The sequence below is a fragment of the Enterobacter sp. 03-F-07-AD-ECC genome, from assembly GCF_047530935.1.
Lineage (GTDB): Bacteria > Pseudomonadota > Gammaproteobacteria > Enterobacterales > Enterobacteriaceae > Enterobacter > Enterobacter cloacae.
Map to the genome: position 1 here is coordinate 185,585 of NZ_JBLKBZ010000002.1, position 16,054 is coordinate 201,638.

Sequence of the window (16,054 nt, forward strand, 5' to 3'; positions counted from 1 at the left end):
TATATCCACCTGAGGAGGCCATCAGCAATGTCCGTTTTATCCTTAGAACAGTTCATGACCACATCCCCTGAGCCGATGCCCTACGATATTATTATCGTTGGCGCGGGCTCTGCCGGGGCAGTGCTGGCAGCACGTCTTAGCGAAGATGAGCAGACACGTGTTCTGCTGCTGGAATATGGTCCGTCTTTTGATCCCGATGGCTATCCGGAACTGCTTTACAGCGGCAATATTATCGCGGCGAATGGCGATCAGCGATATGAATGGGGCTATTACGCCAGCCCGGTCAGCCAGCCCGATCCCGTCTATACTCCGCGCGGCAAAACCCTCGGCGGAAGTTCAGCCATTAACGCCGCCGTCGCCTGCCGGGCGCTCCCCTGGGATTTCGAACGCATCACGGCAAAAGGGCTTAAGGGCTGGAAATATGAGGATGTGCAGCCCTACTACAAAAAGATGGAAACCTACCCTTTGGGTGAGGATAAATATCATGGTCGTGAAGGTCCACTTCCGATCCATCAGATGACGTTAGAGGAGATCACCCCAGTTCAGCGGGCCACCCTGGAAGCGGCGTGGCAGTTGGGTTTTGCGCGGGTTGAAGACTTTAACCACCCAGAAGCCAACAACGGCGCCGGGCCCAATCCGATGAATATTATTAACGGCGTTCGGGTGAATACCGGAATGGCATGGCTTACCCGCAAGGTGCGCCAGCGCCCGAACCTGACCATCGTGTATGGGGCGCTCACGGACAAGCTGATCGTTGAGGGGAACCGGGTCAAAGGCGTGCAGCTTGCCGACGGGGAACAGTGCTTTGCCCGCCAGACAATCCTCAGCGCCGGCGCCTATGGTTCCGCCGCGATATTGCTGCGCTCAGGCATCGGCCCAAGCCACCATCTGGAATCGCTGTCGATCCCCGTCGTGAAAGAGGCCCCGGTGGGTGAGCGTCTACGGGATCACGCCTTCTACTGGATCAACTTCGCCGGAAAAGCCGAACTTAAGGGCCACGAGCATCCGGTTGTCGCCGCCCAGATCTGGACGAATTCAAGCTTTGCCAAATCAGCCCGCGAAATGGACATTGCCATTTCCCCTTCGCATCTGTTACCTGCAGACCTCAGCCCAACCGGCGTCGCCTTCTCCCTCGGGCTGGAACTCATGCATTGCAGCTCCACAGGCTACATCCGCCTGAAGAGCCGTGACCCTCACGATGCACCGGAAATAGCGCTTAATCACCTGACGACAGAAGATGACATGCGCCGGATGGTCGAGTGTTTTCGTCTGGCACGCCTGCTGGCGGATATGCCGCCGCTGCGCCAGCTCATAGAGTACGAAATCAGCCCCGGAGCCTCGGTCGGGGATGATGAATCTGACATTCGCCAGGCTCTGGCGCAGGGGGTTAGCACCCTCCAGCACCCCTGCTCCACCGCACCGATGGGGCCCCCTGATGACCCCTATGCCGTGGTGGATGAAAACGGGTGCCTCTATGGTCTGCATGACTTACGGGTCATCGACGCATCGATCTTGCCCGAAATCCCGCTCATCAACCTCAATCCGACCATCATGATGATGGCAGAAAAACTGGCTGATGCGCTGCGTAACGATATTCATGAGGAGAGGAAAAATGGTATCCATCAAGCCGGAAAACAGCGCCAGAATAATGAAACAATCGTACGACGTCATAGTCGCAGGCGGTGGTTCAGCGGGTGCGGTTCTCGCCGCACGTCTTAGCGAGAACCCTGACTGCCAGGTATTGCTGCTGGAGGGCGGCCCCGTCTTTGCCCCCGATGGCTGGCCGGACGAACTGGCGCAAAGCCACTCTGTTGGCGGCGGTGATTACGTCTGGGAACACGGCGCGGCAACGGGAACCGATCATACCTCTGGTCATCTGCGGGCCAAAGTGCTCGGTGGCGGCTCCACGATCAACGCAGGCGCGTTTGTTCGCGCCCCTAAATTCGATTTTGACCGCTGGGTAAAGCGCGGCCTGAGCGACTGGTCGTTTGATAAGGTCTTACCGTGGTTCAAACGGCTTGAAAATGCCGACTATGGCGACGATCGCTGGCATGGCCGCCACGGTCCCGTTCCGGTGCGATTACCTGCGCTGGAGACACTCAGTCCGGCAAGTCAGGCGTTTTATCACGCCTGTCGCGCTCACGGCTTTGCCGCCATTGACGATATTAACGGCGAACAACAACACGGCGTCGCCATCTATCCACTGAATGTTGTCAACGGCATCCGGCAAAACACTGGCATGGTCTACCTGACGGCGGAGGTTCGGGCGCGCAAGAATCTGTCAATTGTCGGCATGACGGTTGTGGATAAAGCGCTGATAGACAATTCGCGGGTGAACGGCATACAGCTTGCGGATGGGACACGGATCGCTGCCGACTGCGTGTTCCTTTGTGCCGGTGCGGCCGGTACGCCAGCCATTCTGTTACGCTCCGGCATTGGTCCTGCTGACGATTTACGCCGTCTGGAAATCCCGCTAAAACAGGATCTCCCCGTTGGCCGCAATTTGCAGGAACAACCCGTGAACGGGATCATGCTGGCGACCTCTGCAGAACATGCCAGCTATCCCCCAATAGGTGCAACGCTCTGGACGCAATCTTCGCTGGCCGCAGCCGACGAACTGGATCTGTATATCAGCAATAATCACTTCGTCGATCCGGGACTGTTTCCACACGGGGCGGGTTTCCAGCTCTTTTTCACCGTGGCTCGCCCCTGTGCCCGTGGGCGTCTGACACTGACGAGCCGCAATCCACTGCTCGCCCCCAGTATCGATCTCAATCTGCTGGGCGACGAGCGCGACGTCATACGGATGGTCGAAGCGGTGAAGTTGTCCCGGGCACTGGTGCAGGAAGGTCCGTTGCAGGCACTGGTTACTGGCGAAGTCCCGGCAGTTAAAGGCGGTAAACTCGCCAAAACAGACCAGCAGATAGCAGAGGAGCAGCGTGCGACGGTGAAAAGTAATCTACACCTCAGCGCGACAGCACCGATGGGTAAAGAAAGCGATCCGGCAGCAGTCGTGGACGCGTGCGGCAACGTCTTCGGTATTAACGGGCTGTTTGTCGTCGATGCCTCGCTGTTCCCGGACGTTCCCTCTCAGGCGACTAATCCGGATGTGATCATGGCGGCAGAATATCTCGCCAGCCGTTTTTCCGGTTCCCTGAACGGCGCATAGTAAACCGAATAAGCCATAAAGGAGCGCCTGTGTGAACAAGTTCGTGGAGATGAGCACGTTTGTTTCGGTTGTTGAGTCGCAAAGCTTTGTTGGCGCGGCGGCAAAGCTGGGGACATCAAAATCGGTGGTCAGCCAGCGCGTCAAGATGCTGGAGAAACGGCTTGGCGCAAGCTTGCTGGAGCGTGGGCCCCGCCTTAGCCTGACGGAAGCGGGTCTGCTTTTTTATCAGGAGTGCGTGCATATCCTTGACGAAGTCACACAGGCGGAAGAAGCCGTGGCACCCTCACGCAGCGAGCTTCACGGCGAGCTGCGTATCGCCACCTCGCATACCTTTATGACCACCCATCTGTCGACGATCCTGGCCGGATTTATTGGCGCTCATCCGGGACTGTCTCTCGATATCTCGACAGAAGATCGGCAGATTAATATGCATCAGCCCGACTTTGATATCGCCATCCGCCTCGGTCTCGTCCCGGACTCTACGCTCATCGCCCGCACGCTGGCGCGCAATCTGACCTGGCTGTGCGCGAGCCCGGACTATCTGGCGCAACGGGGCACGCCTGTGCACCCCGTTGAGCTGGAGCAGCATGACGGACTGTTATATACCCACCGTGCGCCAGGCGGTTGCTGGCAGCTACTGCATAACGGGCAGCGCCAGAACTGGCGCGTCAGAAATCGTCTGCGCTCGGATAATGCTTTCAGCCTGCTGGAAGCCGCCAAAGCAGGGCTTGGGATTGTGGTCATGCCGTTATTTTTAGGTGCTGATGCGATATTGCGCGGAGAACTGAATATTATTTTACCCGGCTGGCAACCGGATGGTGGCAACATTGTGGCCCTGTATCGCCAGACGCGTCGCGCCTCGCCGGTGATCCAGGCGCTGGTCAACCTGGTCGCAGAACAGCTAGGGCCAGAGCCAGAATGGGAAAAAAAGCTAAGGCTGGCCGGCCTACTGCCCGAATAAAAAAGGGCCTTACGGCCCCTTGTATTACTTGTTATGCAGGAATGAAACTGCTTTATCCGGGAAATCCGTAAACAACCCGTCTACGTCCGCCTGCTTATACAACACCTCGTAAAGCTGATTCACGTCCGTGGCGTACGGCGGTAACTGGTCAGCACGCACCGTATACGGATGCACCTGCATCTTGCTGGCGTGTGCCTCTTTTACCATCGCCGTCAGCTTCACGTGGCCCGGGGTTGAACCTTCCGCCACCAGCATGTGGTAATCCGGCCCGATCCCATCGGCGTACTGCGCGATCTGCTTCATGGCACCCGGTTTGAACATCCAGTCGTAGTTGTAGTTTACCCACTTGCCGTCTGCCTGCTTCTCCTGGGTTTCGTTCCAGTCGGTATAGGCTATCAGCTGGACCAGATTGAGATCCATCCCCATCTTTGGCTCCAGCTCGCTTTTGATGCGCTTCAGTTCTGCGGCGTCAAAACACTGGAGATAAACTTTGTCCTTCTTGCTGGTGTAGCCGTATTGCTTCAGCATCTCCAGCGTCTTCGCGGCAATATCCTTCCCTTCCTGGTGATGGAACCACGGGGCTTTAATTTCCGGATAGATACCGATATTTTTGCCCGTTGAGTGGTTCAGCCCCTGAACAAACTCAATCTCTTCCTGGAAGGTATGGATACGGAAGTCAGATTTACCCATTGGGAAACGTCCCGGATAAACCTGCACCTTCTTGCCGTTTTCAATCTCGAAGCCTTCGGTAAACTTCAGAGAGCGGATTTCATCCAGAGTAAAATCGATGGCGTAAAAACGACCATCTTTACGGGCGCGGTCCGGGAAACGCTCCGCCACATCGGTCACGCGATCAAGATAGTGGTCATGCAGGACGACCAGCTGGTCGTCCTTTGTCATCACCAGATCCTGCTCAAGATAATCGGCCCCCTGCGCGTAGGCCATCGCTTTCGCCGGCAGCGTATGCTCCGGCAGATAGCCGCTTGCGCCGCGATGAGCAATAACGATCTTGTCCGCCGCCAGTGCGGAGCCGGTCATCAGGCCCGCCAGCAGCAGACCGGTCGCTAATTGAGTTAATTTCATGGCAATGCTCCTTATTGACGACGCGCCAGCACGTCCGCGTGGTGACGTTTTTCACCGATCATCACAACAATCAGCAGCAGTACCGCCAGCACGCTGCCGCCGATCATCACCATAAAGCCGCCATCCCAGCCGAAGAAGTCAACGGTATAGCCCACGATGGCGCTCGCCGCGACCGAACCGCCCAGGTAGCCAAACAGACCGGTAAAGCCTGCCGCCGTACCGGCTGCTTTTTTCGGTGCCAGTTCCAGCGCATGCAGACCGATCAGCATAACAGGACCATAAATCAGGAAGCCGATGACGATCATACAGGTCATATCCACGCCCGGGTTACCCGGCGGGTTGAGCCAGTAGACGACGGTGGCAATGGTCACGAGCGTCATAAAGAAGACGCCCGTTGCGCCACGGTTGCCCTTAAATACTTTGTCCGACATCCAGCCGCAAATCAGCGTCCCCGGGATCCCCGCGTATTCGTACAGGAAGTAGGCCCAGGAGGATTTATCCAGCGCGAAATGCTTCACCTCTTTCAGGTAGGTCGGTGACCAGTCGAGGATGCCGTAGCGCAGCAGGTAAACAAACACGTTCGCAACCGCGATGTACCACAGCAGTTTGTTTGGCAACACGTACTTCATGAAGATCTGCTTTGCCGTCAGCTCTTCTTCGTGCTTCTCGCTGTAATCATCCGGATAGTCGTTTTTGTACTCCTCAATCGGCGGCAGGCCGCAGGACTGCGGTGTATCGCGCATCAGCGCAAAGGCGATAATCGCCACCAGAATGGCGCCAAAGGCAGGCATATAGAGCGCAGCGTGCCAGTCGTTAAACCAGGCCATCCCCAGCAGGAACAGCAGAGGCGGAATGCCACCACCCACGTTATGCGCGCAGTTCCACACCGATACGATGCCGCCACGCTCCTTTTGCGACCACCAGTGCACCATGGTACGCCCGCATGGCGGCCATCCCATCCCCTGGAACCAGCCGCACAGGAACAACAGCACAAACATAATGGCGATGCTGGACGTTGCCCATGGCACAAAGCCCATAAACAGCATCACCGCCGCCGCCAGGATCAGACCGGCTGGCAGGAACACGCGCGGATTCGAGCGATCCGACACCGATCCCATGATGAATTTCGAAAAGCCGTAGGCGATGGAGATCCCCGACAACGCGAACCCGAGATCGCCACGTGAAAAGCCCTGCTCAACCAGATAAGGCATGGCGAGGGCAAAGTTTTTACGCACAAGGTAATACGCCGCATACCCGAAGAAGATCCCCAGGAAGATTTGCCAGCGCAGGCGGCGGTAAAGCGGATCTATTTCTGCCTCAGGCAGACGCGCCCGGTGCGGCGCAGGTTTAAAGATACTGAGCATGACAGCCTCCGTGGCCATGTATTGAATTTACAGGGGTTTAACTGCCCCAAACTCCAGCAAGGCGGGGATGTTAAGAAATCACGGTGATTGTTACTGTGAATCAACGCACAGATTGTTACAGAAATATGACAACATGCGCAAAAAAGCGCATGGAATCACGTTTCACTTTCGAATTTCGCTCGTTTGTGTTCGAAATCAAACAAACCACAGTTTTAATGTGGCTAAATGATAAAAAACGAACACAGAGGGATGACAATGACAATTCACGATCCACGCTACAGCGATGTGATTATCATTGGCGGGGGCGCGACCGGCGCTGGCATCGCACGCGACTGTGCGCTCAGAGGGCTGAGCGTCACGCTCCTGGAGCGCCATGATATTGCGACCGGCGCTACCGGACGCAATCATGGCCTGCTGCACAGCGGCGCCCGCTACGCCGTTACCGACGGCGAATCGGCACGCGAATGTATCGCCGAAAATCAGATCCTGCGACGTATCGCCCGCCACTGTATTGAACCGACCGACGGCCTGTTTATTACGCTTCCCGAAGACGATCTCGCCTTTCAGTCAACTTTCATTACCGCCTGCCAGGCCGCGGGAATTCAGGCACAAGCCATTGACCCGGCCCTTGCACGCCGCATCGAACCTTCGGTTAATCCGGCACTGACGGGTGCAGTAAAAGTCCCGGACGGCACCGTGGATCCGTTTCGTCTGACGGCGGCCAACATGCTGGACGCCCGCGAGCACAGCGCGCGGATCCTGACCGGCCATCAGGTCACCGGGCTTATCCGTGAGGGGCATCGCATCGTGGGCGTGCGGGTCCTGGATACGCAGTACAACGAACACAGCGAGCTGTATGCCGCTGTGGTGGTCAACGCGGCGGGGATCTGGGGGCAACGCATCGCAGAATACGCCGATTTATCTGTGCGCATGTTCCCGGCCAAAGGCTCGCTGCTGATCCTCGACCACCGCATTAATAACCATGTCATCAACCGCTGCCGTAAACCGTCTGACGCAGACATCCTTGTCCCCGGCGATACCATTTCGTTAATCGGGACCACCTCCACCCACGTTGACTACAGCGAGATTGACTACAATCGGGTCACCGCAGAAGAGGTCGACATCCTGCTGCGCGAAGGAGAAAAACTGGCGCCGGCGATGGCCCAGACCCGCATCCTGCGCGCCTACGCGGGTGTGCGTCCGCTTGTCGCCAGCGATAACGACCCGAGCGGACGCAATGTCAGCCGTGGCATTGTGCTGCTTGACCATGCCGAGCGCGACGGGCTGGACGGCTTCATCACCATCACCGGCGGTAAATTGATGACCTACCGCCTGATGGCCGAATGGGCGACGGATGCTGTCTGCCGCAAACTGGGCAATAGCGAACCGTGCGTGACCGCAGAACAGCCCCTGCCCGGCTCGCGCCAGTCCACCGACAAAACGCTGCAAAAAATTATCTCCCTGCCTGCCCCCCTGCGTGGTTCGGCTGTCTATCGCCATGGCGACAGAACACCGGTCTGGCTGGGTGAAGGACGGCTGAGCCGCAGTCTGGTATGCGAGTGCGAGGCCGTTACCGCCGGGGAAGTGCAATACGCGGTGGAGAATCTGACGGTGAATAGCCTGCTCGATCTCCGCCGCCGCACCCGCGTCGGGATGGGCACCTGTCAGGGGGAGCTGTGTGCCTGCCGTGCCGCCGGGCTGCTGCAGCGTTTTCATACCACCACCGCCACCCAGTCGCTCGATCAGCTCAGCGATTTTCTGAACGAGCGCTGGAAAGGCATTCAGCCTGTCGCCTGGGGCGATGCCCTGCGTGAAAGCGAATTTACCCGCTGGGTGTACCAGGGGCTTTGCGGTCTTGAGAAGGAGCAACGCGATGAAATTTGATACGGTGATCGTCGGCGGCGGGCTGGCGGGTCTGCTCTGTGGCATCAAACTCACGAAGCAGGGACTGCGCTGCGCCATTATCACCCGGGGCCAGAGCGCCCTGCACTTCTCGTCGGGCTCGCTGGATCTGGTGGACGAAACGTACCGCGAAAAACTGCCGGCAGAACATCCTTATCACCTGACTGGCGCGCAGCACATTGACCGCTTTGCCCTGGAGACCGAAGCGCTGCTGGCTGATTGCGGCGCACGTATGCAGGGGAGTGCCAGGCAAAATCACGCGCGCGTCACGCCGCTTGGCACCCTGCGTTCCGCCTGGCTCAGCCCGGAGGAGGTGCCCGTTGCCCCGTTCAAGGCCACGCGCGTGCGGGTGGTGGGCATTAGCGGTTTTCTGGATTTTCAGCCCCATCTCGCAGCGGCCTCGCTCAGTCGCCAGGGGGTCAACGCTGAAACGGCAGAGATTGACCTTCCTGAGCTGGATGTCCTGCGCGACAACCCCAGCGAGTTCCGCGCGGTGAATATTGCCCGTTTGCTCGATAACGAAGAGAAATGGCCGCTGCTGTATGAGGCGCTCAAACCGCTTGCAGAGGGATGCGATGCGCTGTTTATGCCCGCCTGCTTTGGCTTACAGGACAACCGGCTGTGGCGCTGGCTGTCCGACCGCCTGCCCTGCTCGCTCGGCCTGCTGCCAACGCTTCCTCCGTCGGTGCCCGGCATTCGCCTGCATACCCAGCTTCAGCGCCAGTTTGTGGCCCAGGGAGGCGTGTGGATGGGGGGTGATGAAGTGAAAAAAATCACCCTGACTGACGGCTCGGTGAGCGAAATCTGGACCCGCAACCACGACGATATTCCGCTTCGTACGCGTTACGCGGTGCTGGCAAGCGGCAGTTTCTTCAGTAACGGTCTGCTGAGCAGCCGGGACGGCATTCGCGAGGCGATTATGGGGCTGGACGTCCGCCAGAGCGCCTCTCGCGCGGACTGGTATCAGAGCGATTTCTTTGCACCGCAGCCGTGGCAGCAGTTCGGCGTAATCGTGGATAACCAGCTGCATCCGCAACTTTCAGGAAAGTCAGTACCGAATCTCTACGCCATCGGCTCGCTTTTGGGCGGATACGATCCTATCGCCCAGGGCTGCGGCTGCGGCGTCTGCGCCATAACGGCGCTCTATGTGGCAGAGCAGATTTGCCAGCGCACGGAGGCTGAACAATGAACGATACCCGCTTTGAAAGCTGCATCAAATGCACGGTCTGCACCACCGTCTGCCCGGTCAGCGGCGTTAACCCGCGCTATCCCGGTCCGAAACAGGCCGGGCCGGACGGCGAGCGCCTGCGTCTGAAGGACGGCGCGCTGTACGATGACGCGCTGAAATACTGCATCAACTGCAAACGTTGTGAAGTCGCCTGTCCGTCGGATGTGAAAATCGGCGACATTATTCAGCGCGCCCGGGCACGCTATAGCACGCAAAAACCGTCGCTGCGCGATGCCATTCTTAGCCATACCGATCTGATGGGCAGCGTCTCTACGCCATTTGCCCCGCTGGTGAACGCCGCGACCTCGCTGAAACCGGTGCGCCAGCTGCTGGATGCCACGCTTAAGATCGACCATCACCGCAGTCTGCCCAAATATTCCCACGGCACTTTCCGCCGCTGGTACAAATCCGTAGCGGCAGACCAGGCGCGGTATGCCGACCAGGTCGCGTTCTTCCATGGCTGCTACGTGAACTACAACCATCCGCAACTGGGTAAAGATCTGCTGAAAGTGCTGAACGCCATGGGTACAGGCATGCAGTTACTGAACAAGGAGAAATGCTGCGGCGTGCCGCTGATCGCCAACGGGTTTACCGATAAAGCGCGCAAACAGGCCAGAAGCAACGTCTCGTCGCTGCGCGAGGCCATCGTCGATAAAGGCATTCCGGTGCTGGCCACTTCCTCGACCTGTACCTTCACGCTGCGCGACGAGTATCCGCACCTGCTGGACGTGGACAATACCGGCCTGCGCGAACATATCGAGCTGGCAACCCGTTTCCTGTGGCGCAAGCTGGACAGCGGGCAGACGCTACCGCTGAAAAATTTACCCCTGAAAGTGGTCTACCACACGCCGTGCCATATGGAAAAAATGGGCTGGGCGCTTTACACGCTGGAACTGTTGCGGTTAATTCCGGGGCTGGAGCTGACGGTGCTGGATTCGCGCTGCTGCGGCATTGCGGGGACGTACGGCTTTAAGCGTGAAAATTACGAAACATCACAGGCAATTGGCGCGCCGCTGTTCCGCCAGATTGAGGAGAGCGGCGCGGATATCGTGGTGACCGACTGCGAAACCTGCAAATGGCAGATAGAGATGTCCACCAGCAAGCGCTGCGAGCATCCGATCACGTTGCTGGCGAAGGCCCTGGGTTAGGTATCGCCGGGGCCGCCGCCCCGGCAAACCGGTCACTCAACGAACAGCGATTCCACCACGTTGATCCAGCCGTGCTCGCTGGCCACCTCTTTACCTGCCAGCCAGCGACGCAGCATGTTCAGCGCCATCATGGCGCAGACGTCCTGACGCACCGCCAGGCTGTGGCGGGTGATACTCATTTTGACTCTTAAGGCATGCGTCCCTTCCGGCGTAGCCAGCGCAAAGTTGAGATATTCCTCATCCATCCCCCCGACAAACAGCGCCAGCCCGGCAAAATGGTTGACCCGGCGTTCTGACGCCCAGTGCGCCGTCTGCGCCAGCGTCTCCTGCTGGAACGGCACCACCTCGCTGGCCAGCAGCGGAGCATTAACGCGCGACAGTTGCAGCGCCAGCAGGCCGCCGGTGAACTGCTCGCTGAGGGTGACGCTCAGCTGGCGCGACTGCAGATGCTTCGCAATCTGCGCCGGTAGCCCTTCCGTGCCCTCGAAAATCAGACTTTCGCCCGCCACGCGCTGCACTTCCGGCCAGAGCGCCAGCATCGCCGCTTTCTGCGTGGCAGGCCCGGTGAGCTTGAGTTCAATGATCGGCATGGAAGAGCGATAGCCCATGGATACCCCAGGCGGCAGCGGCAGGTGATCGAGGCTCTGCGCCAGATCGCTTTCCGAACGGCCAAAGGTGGTCAGGCGCAGGCAGACTGGCGGTTCAGGCAGGGTAAAACGTTGACGAAGGCGCGGCAGGATCTGCTGTTCGACCATCACTTTAAATTCAGACGGGACACCCGGCGTGAAGAACATCAGGCAGCGGTTCAGTTGAACGGCGAAACCGCAGGCGGTACCCACCGGGTTATCGACCAGTTCGGCGCTGGCCGGGATTTCAGCCTGTTTGCGGTTGCTGGGGGCCATCACGCGGCCACGTTCGGAGAAGAAACGCTCCATGTGGGCCAGCCACTCCTCGTGCAACACCAGCCCTTCGCCTTTGGCGGTCGCGGCAGCCAGCGCGCTGAGATCGTCGCTGGTAGGGCCGAGCCCACCGTTCACAATCAGCACGTCGCAGTGTTCGCTACGCTCGCGCAGAACGGTCACCAGCGACTCAAGACTGTCGCCTACGGTATTGCGGCGCGTTAACGGTAATCCTTGCTCAAAGAAAAGATCGGCAAGCCAGGCAGCATTGGTATCAATAATCTGTCCATGCAGCACTTCGTCGCCGGTGGATAACATCTCCACGTTAATCATTGTGTTCTCCCGCTTATATGGTGAAAACACTATAGCGCAATCACCGGCATGGAGAGGAGAGAAACTGGCGCGACGGACGCCGCGCCGGAGGGGTTAGAAGCCTGCGCTGACGCCCACATACGGGCCGTCAGCCAGCGCGTTGTCGCGGTTGCCGTCTTTGCCCGCCAGATTCAGATAACGATAACCCGCTTCAATGGTAATTGGGCGCATGATGGTCCAGCGCGCACCCGCGTTGGCTTCTTCATAGCTGTCGATACCGCTGGAGAGGGAGTCCGGCGAGTAGTAGTACTCACCAAACAGGCCGAAGCTGTCGCCAATTTTCCACTGCAGACCGCCGCCCACCGCTGCCGCATACCCTTCGTCGCCGTCGTTCGGGTTGGTGTAGATACCTTTACCGCCGACGGTGGCCAGGAACGGGCCAAGAGGAATATTCAGACCCAGGCCGAGGCTTGCCGCATCGCCATCGTCGTCGTTATGCGTCCAGCCGCCGGTCATCGCCAGACCGGCGGTCTCGGTACCCAGGCCAAAGCCCAGGTGGGTATAATCCTGACCCGCAGAGCCGTTAAAGCTGATGGCGTTAGCTGCCGCCGAAACGAATATCAGGCCTAAGCCCATCAATGCCACTTTTTTCATTATCGTGTTCCCGCGCAATTTATAGAAAAGTCCCAAAAAAACCGCGAGATTTTAACCTGAGACGCCTGGCGATCAAGCACTCTGCGTGCGGCGGGCAAGTAGATTGTAACGATTTGAAACGCGCGGTTTTTTTACGTCAGCAACAGAAAGCGCATTTTTACGCTCAGCCCTCCCAGTGCCTCACTGCGGGAAAGCTGCAGGTGGCTTCGGTGAAGCCGGGCGATATCGCTCGCCAGCGCCAGCCCGATACCCGATCCGCTGGCGTCCCCGACGTTGTCGAGCCGATGGAAAGGCAGTACTGCCTGATGAATTTGGCTGTCTTCGATGCCGGGCCCGCTATCCTCCACGCTGAGCTCAACGCCGCCCGCGTCGGTGTGCAGGAACACGGTGACAATGCCTCCTGCCGGGGTGTACTTGATCGCGTTCTCAAGCAGGTTGGCGCACAGCTCCCCCAGCAGCACCTCATCACCGTCTATCAAGACGGGTTGCTGAATGCCGTCATAACCCAAATCGATCGCCTTGCTGCGCGCCTGCGCCAGTCTGGAGAAACAGCAGTTCTGCACCACCTGAACCAGGTCCACTGGCGCAAACTGGCGATCCCCCTGCTCTTTGCGCCTCACCGTGGAGAGTTGCAGCAGCCGTTCGGTGAGGACGATGGTGTTATCCAGCGTCACGTTCATGGCGCGTAAACTCTCCTGCCACAGGGCCGGATCGTTTCGCGTCAGGGCAACGGAAACCTGTGTTTTGAGCACCGCCAGCGGCGTTTTGAGCTGATGAGACGCATCGGCGTTGAAGCGCTCCTGGCGGGAAAGCACGCCGCGTAATCTGTCGATATAACGGTTAAAAGCCACGATCAGCAGCCGCGTTTCCGACCAGGGCAGCAGCTCCGGCAGCGGGGCCAGCAGCCCAGGCTCACGGCGCACCATCAGCGAAGAGAGCTGACGCATCGGGCGCAGCACGCGGCGCAGCAGCCAGGCGGTTAAGACCAACGTCAGCAGCACCAGCAGCCCCTGCGAAACGAGCGATGAAAACAGAAGCTGAGTGGCGAGATAGCGCCGCGACTGCAAGGTTTCGGCGACGTAGATCTCCGCCATACCGGAAACATTGTCTTCGTTAATTGGCTGGAGCAGCTTCGCCACGCGGATCGCCTGGCCGCGATACTCGGTATGATAAAACCAGGCCAGCGCGGGATAGTGCGTGGTGCGCGACGTGGAGGGGGGCATGTTCGGCAGATCGTCATAGCCGGAGATCACCCGCCCCTCCGGGTCAACCACCTTGTAATAGAGACGATCGTTCATGTTCAGCTCAAAGCTGTCGAGCACCACCCAGGGAACATCAACCAGCAGCTTGCCGTTGTGCACCTCCAGACGCTCAGAGACGGTACGCGCCGAAGATAACAGCGTGCGGTCGTACGCCTGGGTCGCCGCCTGCAGGGCGCTGACGTAACTGTTAAAAGCCGATAATCCCCACAGCAACAGCAGCGGCAGGCCGAGAAAAAGCAGCAGTTGCAGATAAAGCGACTGAGGCTTAACCCACTTCATCGCCGCACTCCAGCACATAGCCCAGTCCGCGCAGGGTGGTGATCCGCACGCCGCTGCCGCTCAGCTTTTTGCGCAAGCGATGAATGTAAAGATCGAGACTCTCCGGGCTGACGTCGTCGTTCAGGCTAAACACCTGATCGAACAACTGCTGCCGGGAAACGGGGCGGGTGCGACGATGCATCAGCACCTTCAGCAGCGACAGTTCGCGCGGGGTGAGCGAGAGCGGCTCGTCGCGCAGCAGGAAAAAACCGTCGTCGTCATACTCCAGCTCCCCAAGGCGCTGGCGTTCCTGGGTTCTCCCCTCGCTTCTGCGCAGCAGGGCGCGAAGCCTGGCGTCCAGCTCCTCCAGCTCAAACGGTTTTGGCAGATAATCATCCGCCCCGGCGTTCAGGCCTTTCACCCGATCCGCCACGTTGCTGCGTGCGGTGAGAAACAGCACCGGCAAGGTCTGGCCGCGTTTACGTAAACGGTGCACCACCTCCAGGCCGTCAAAACCGGGCATACCGATGTCCAGTATCGCTACCGCGTAGTTTTCCCCCTGCAGCAGATGATCGGCCGCGCGCCCGTCAGAAACGCAGTCTACGGCAAAGCCCTCCTGCACCAGCGCTTTCTCCAGCCAGTGAGCCAGCTCACGATTATCTTCCGCCAGTAAGAGACGCATATCACATCCTGTAAAGTTGGTGTCGCGTTGAAAGGGAAATGAAAGGTTATTGTTTTAACAATCACGCAACGGAACCGCTACAAGGTGGTTCACATAATCAGAAAAAAACCCGTACCCGTACCCCCGGATCGCCGGCGTGAGGATAAACGATGAAAAAACAATTACTTTCAACGATTGCTGCAAGCGTATTAATGTTGAGTGCCTCTGTTGTCCAGGCGCAGGACGCCCCGTCCCGCACCGAATGTATCGCTCCGGCCAAACCGGGCGGCGGTTTCGATCTCACCTGCAAGCTGATTCAGGTCAGCCTGCTGGAGACGAAGGCCATTGAAAAACCGATGCGCGTGACCTACATGCCAGGCGGCGTGGGCGCGGTGGCCTATAACGCGATTGTCGCGCAACGTCCGGCGGAAGCCGGCACGGTGGTGGCCTTCTCCGGCGGCTCGCTGCTTAACCTCTCTCAGGGCAAGTTTGGCCGCTACGGCGTGGATGACGTGCGCTGGCTGGCCACCGTCGGTACCGACTACGGCATGATTGCCGTGCGTGCAGATTCCCCGTGGAAATCCCTGAAGGATTTGCTCACCGCCATGGAAAAAGACCCTAACAGCGTGGTGATTGGTGCAGGCGCCTCCATCGGCAGCCAGGACTGGATGAAAGCCGCCCTGCTGGCGCAGCAGGCGAAAGTGGATCCGCACAAAATGCGTTACGTGGCGTTTGAGGGCGGCGGTGAACCGGTGACGGCGCTGATGGGCAACCACGTGCAGGCAGTTTCCGGTGACCTCAGTGAAATGGTGCCCTACCTGAACGGTGATAAAATCCGCGTGCTGGCGGTCTTCTCCGAAAACCGTCTGCCGGGACAGCTGGCAAACGTGCCGACTGCAAAAGAACAGGGTTATGACCTCGTCTGGCCGATTATCCGCGGCTTCTTTGTCGGGCCAAAAGTGACCGATGCCGAATACCAGTGGTGGGTCGATACCTTTAACAAACTGCAGCAGACAGACGAATTTAAAAAGCAGCGCGATCTGCGCGGGCTGTTTGAGTTCAACCTGAACGGCAAGCAGCTGGACGAGTATGTCAAAAAACAGGTGAATGACTACCGCGAGAAAGCAAAAGCGTTTGGCCTGGCCAAATAACC

General features: G+C 58.7%; 13 protein-coding genes. 7 read left to right on the plus strand and 6 right to left on the minus strand.

Annotation, left to right across the window (positions count from 1 at the left end):
- Positions 1-27: 27 nt before the first annotated feature.
- The 3 genes from ACMWKA_RS03700 to ACMWKA_RS03710 are packed head-to-tail and all read left to right on the plus strand — an operon-like array spanning position 28 to position 4,130.
- On the plus strand, positions 28-1,719 hold the full coding sequence (locus tag ACMWKA_RS03700) for a GMC family oxidoreductase (protein ID WP_414759998.1): 1,692 nt from the start codon (positions 28-30) through the stop codon (positions 1,717-1,719).
- A complete protein-coding gene (locus ACMWKA_RS03705) occupies positions 1,649-3,169 on the plus strand; it encodes a GMC family oxidoreductase (protein WP_414759999.1) in 1,521 nt (506 codons plus the stop codon). The genes ACMWKA_RS03700 and ACMWKA_RS03705 overlap by 71 nt, the downstream gene beginning before the upstream one ends.
- 31 nt (positions 3,170-3,200) lie before the next feature.
- Complete coding sequence (locus ACMWKA_RS03710) at positions 3,201-4,130, plus strand: LysR family transcriptional regulator (protein WP_369706637.1); 930 nt, start codon at positions 3,201-3,203, stop codon at positions 4,128-4,130.
- Between the two features lie 24 nt (positions 4,131-4,154).
- On the opposite strand, the gene glpQ is transcribed toward ACMWKA_RS03710, so the two are convergent.
- Complete coding sequence (gene glpQ, locus ACMWKA_RS03715; RefSeq protein WP_369706636.1) at positions 4,155-5,213, minus strand: glycerophosphodiester phosphodiesterase; 1,059 nt, start codon at positions 5,211-5,213, stop codon at positions 4,155-4,157.
- Positions 5,214-5,224: 11 nt separating this feature from the next.
- Positions 5,225-6,577, minus strand: a complete 1,353-nt coding sequence (gene glpT / locus ACMWKA_RS03720; RefSeq protein WP_013098018.1) for a glycerol-3-phosphate transporter — start codon at positions 6,575-6,577, stop codon at positions 5,225-5,227.
- A gap of 255 nt (positions 6,578-6,832) precedes the next feature.
- Between glpT and glpA the strand changes: the two genes are divergently transcribed.
- Genes glpA through glpC form a run of 3 tightly spaced genes read left to right on the plus strand, consistent with a single transcriptional unit; the run spans position 6,833 to position 10,855 of the window.
- Positions 6,833-8,461, plus strand: coding sequence for an anaerobic glycerol-3-phosphate dehydrogenase subunit A (gene glpA, locus ACMWKA_RS03725; RefSeq protein WP_414760000.1), 1,629 nt, complete (start codon positions 6,833-6,835; stop codon positions 8,459-8,461).
- The gene (gene glpB / locus ACMWKA_RS03730) at positions 8,451-9,668 is read left to right on the plus strand and encodes a glycerol-3-phosphate dehydrogenase subunit GlpB (RefSeq protein WP_414760001.1); all 1,218 of its coding nucleotides are present in this window, start codon (positions 8,451-8,453) and stop codon (positions 9,666-9,668) included. The genes glpA and glpB overlap by 11 nt, the downstream gene beginning before the upstream one ends.
- Positions 9,665-10,855: an anaerobic glycerol-3-phosphate dehydrogenase subunit GlpC gene (gene glpC, locus ACMWKA_RS03735; RefSeq protein WP_038420244.1), complete on the plus strand. Its 1,191-nt coding sequence runs from the start codon at positions 9,665-9,667 to the stop codon at positions 10,853-10,855. Before glpB ends, glpC begins: the two co-directional genes overlap by 4 nt.
- A gap of 32 nt (positions 10,856-10,887) precedes the next feature.
- Here the strand turns inward: glpC and ACMWKA_RS03740 are convergent, their stop codons facing one another.
- From ACMWKA_RS03740 to tctD, 4 genes are all read right to left on the minus strand, one after another.
- Positions 10,888-12,087, minus strand: coding sequence for a nicotinamide mononucleotide deamidase-related protein YfaY (locus ACMWKA_RS03740; RefSeq protein WP_058678191.1), 1,200 nt, complete (start codon positions 12,085-12,087; stop codon positions 10,888-10,890).
- 93 nt (positions 12,088-12,180) lie between these two features.
- Positions 12,181-12,720 carry a YfaZ family outer membrane protein gene (locus ACMWKA_RS03745; protein ID WP_013098023.1) on the minus strand — a complete coding sequence of 180 codons (540 nt, stop codon included), beginning with the start codon at positions 12,718-12,720 and terminating at the stop codon, positions 12,181-12,183.
- 131 nt (positions 12,721-12,851) lie between these two features.
- A complete protein-coding gene (locus ACMWKA_RS03750) occupies positions 12,852-14,261 on the minus strand; it encodes a sensor histidine kinase (protein ID WP_414760002.1) in 1,410 nt (469 codons plus the stop codon).
- Positions 14,248-14,922 (minus strand): transcriptional regulator TctD, encoded by a 675-nt coding sequence (gene tctD / locus ACMWKA_RS03755; protein WP_013098025.1) that lies wholly within the window; start codon positions 14,920-14,922, stop codon positions 14,248-14,250. The genes ACMWKA_RS03750 and tctD overlap by 14 nt, the downstream gene beginning before the upstream one ends.
- Before the next feature lie 149 nt (positions 14,923-15,071).
- Here tctD and ACMWKA_RS03760 point away from each other — a divergent pair, with 149 nt between their 5' ends.
- Complete coding sequence (locus tag ACMWKA_RS03760) at positions 15,072-16,052, plus strand: Bug family tripartite tricarboxylate transporter substrate binding protein (protein ID WP_029881726.1); 981 nt, start codon at positions 15,072-15,074, stop codon at positions 16,050-16,052.
- Positions 16,053-16,054: the final 2 nt, after the last annotated feature.

Excerpts from the sequence above, each read along its gene's own strand:
- glpB (WP_414760001.1), top strand. The coding sequence starts at position 8,451 with ATGAAATTTGATACGGTGATCGTCGGCGGCGGGCTGGCGGGTCTGCTC.
- ACMWKA_RS03740 (WP_058678191.1), bottom strand. The coding sequence starts at position 12,087 with ATGATTAACGTGGAGATGTTATCCACCGGCGACGAAGTGCTGCATGGA.
- tctD (WP_013098025.1), bottom strand. The coding sequence starts at position 14,922 with ATGCGTCTCTTACTGGCGGAAGATAATCGTGAGCTGGCTCACTGGCTG.
- glpA (WP_414760000.1), top strand. The coding sequence starts at position 6,833 with ATGACAATTCACGATCCACGCTACAGCGATGTGATTATCATTGGCGGG.
- ACMWKA_RS03705 (WP_414759999.1), top strand. The coding sequence starts at position 1,649 with ATGAAACAATCGTACGACGTCATAGTCGCAGGCGGTGGTTCAGCGGGT.
- ACMWKA_RS03700 (WP_414759998.1), top strand. The coding sequence starts at position 28 with ATGTCCGTTTTATCCTTAGAACAGTTCATGACCACATCCCCTGAGCCG.
- ACMWKA_RS03760 (WP_029881726.1), top strand. The coding sequence starts at position 15,072 with ATGAAAAAACAATTACTTTCAACGATTGCTGCAAGCGTATTAATGTTG.
- ACMWKA_RS03745 (WP_013098023.1), bottom strand. The coding sequence starts at position 12,720 with ATGAAAAAAGTGGCATTGATGGGCTTAGGCCTGATATTCGTTTCGGCG.
- glpT (WP_013098018.1), bottom strand. The coding sequence starts at position 6,577 with ATGCTCAGTATCTTTAAACCTGCGCCGCACCGGGCGCGTCTGCCTGAG.
- ACMWKA_RS03750 (WP_414760002.1), bottom strand. The coding sequence starts at position 14,261 with ATGAAGTGGGTTAAGCCTCAGTCGCTTTATCTGCAACTGCTGCTTTTT.
- glpC (WP_038420244.1), top strand. The coding sequence starts at position 9,665 with ATGAACGATACCCGCTTTGAAAGCTGCATCAAATGCACGGTCTGCACC.
- glpQ (WP_369706636.1), bottom strand. The coding sequence starts at position 5,213 with ATGAAATTAACTCAATTAGCGACCGGTCTGCTGCTGGCGGGCCTGATG.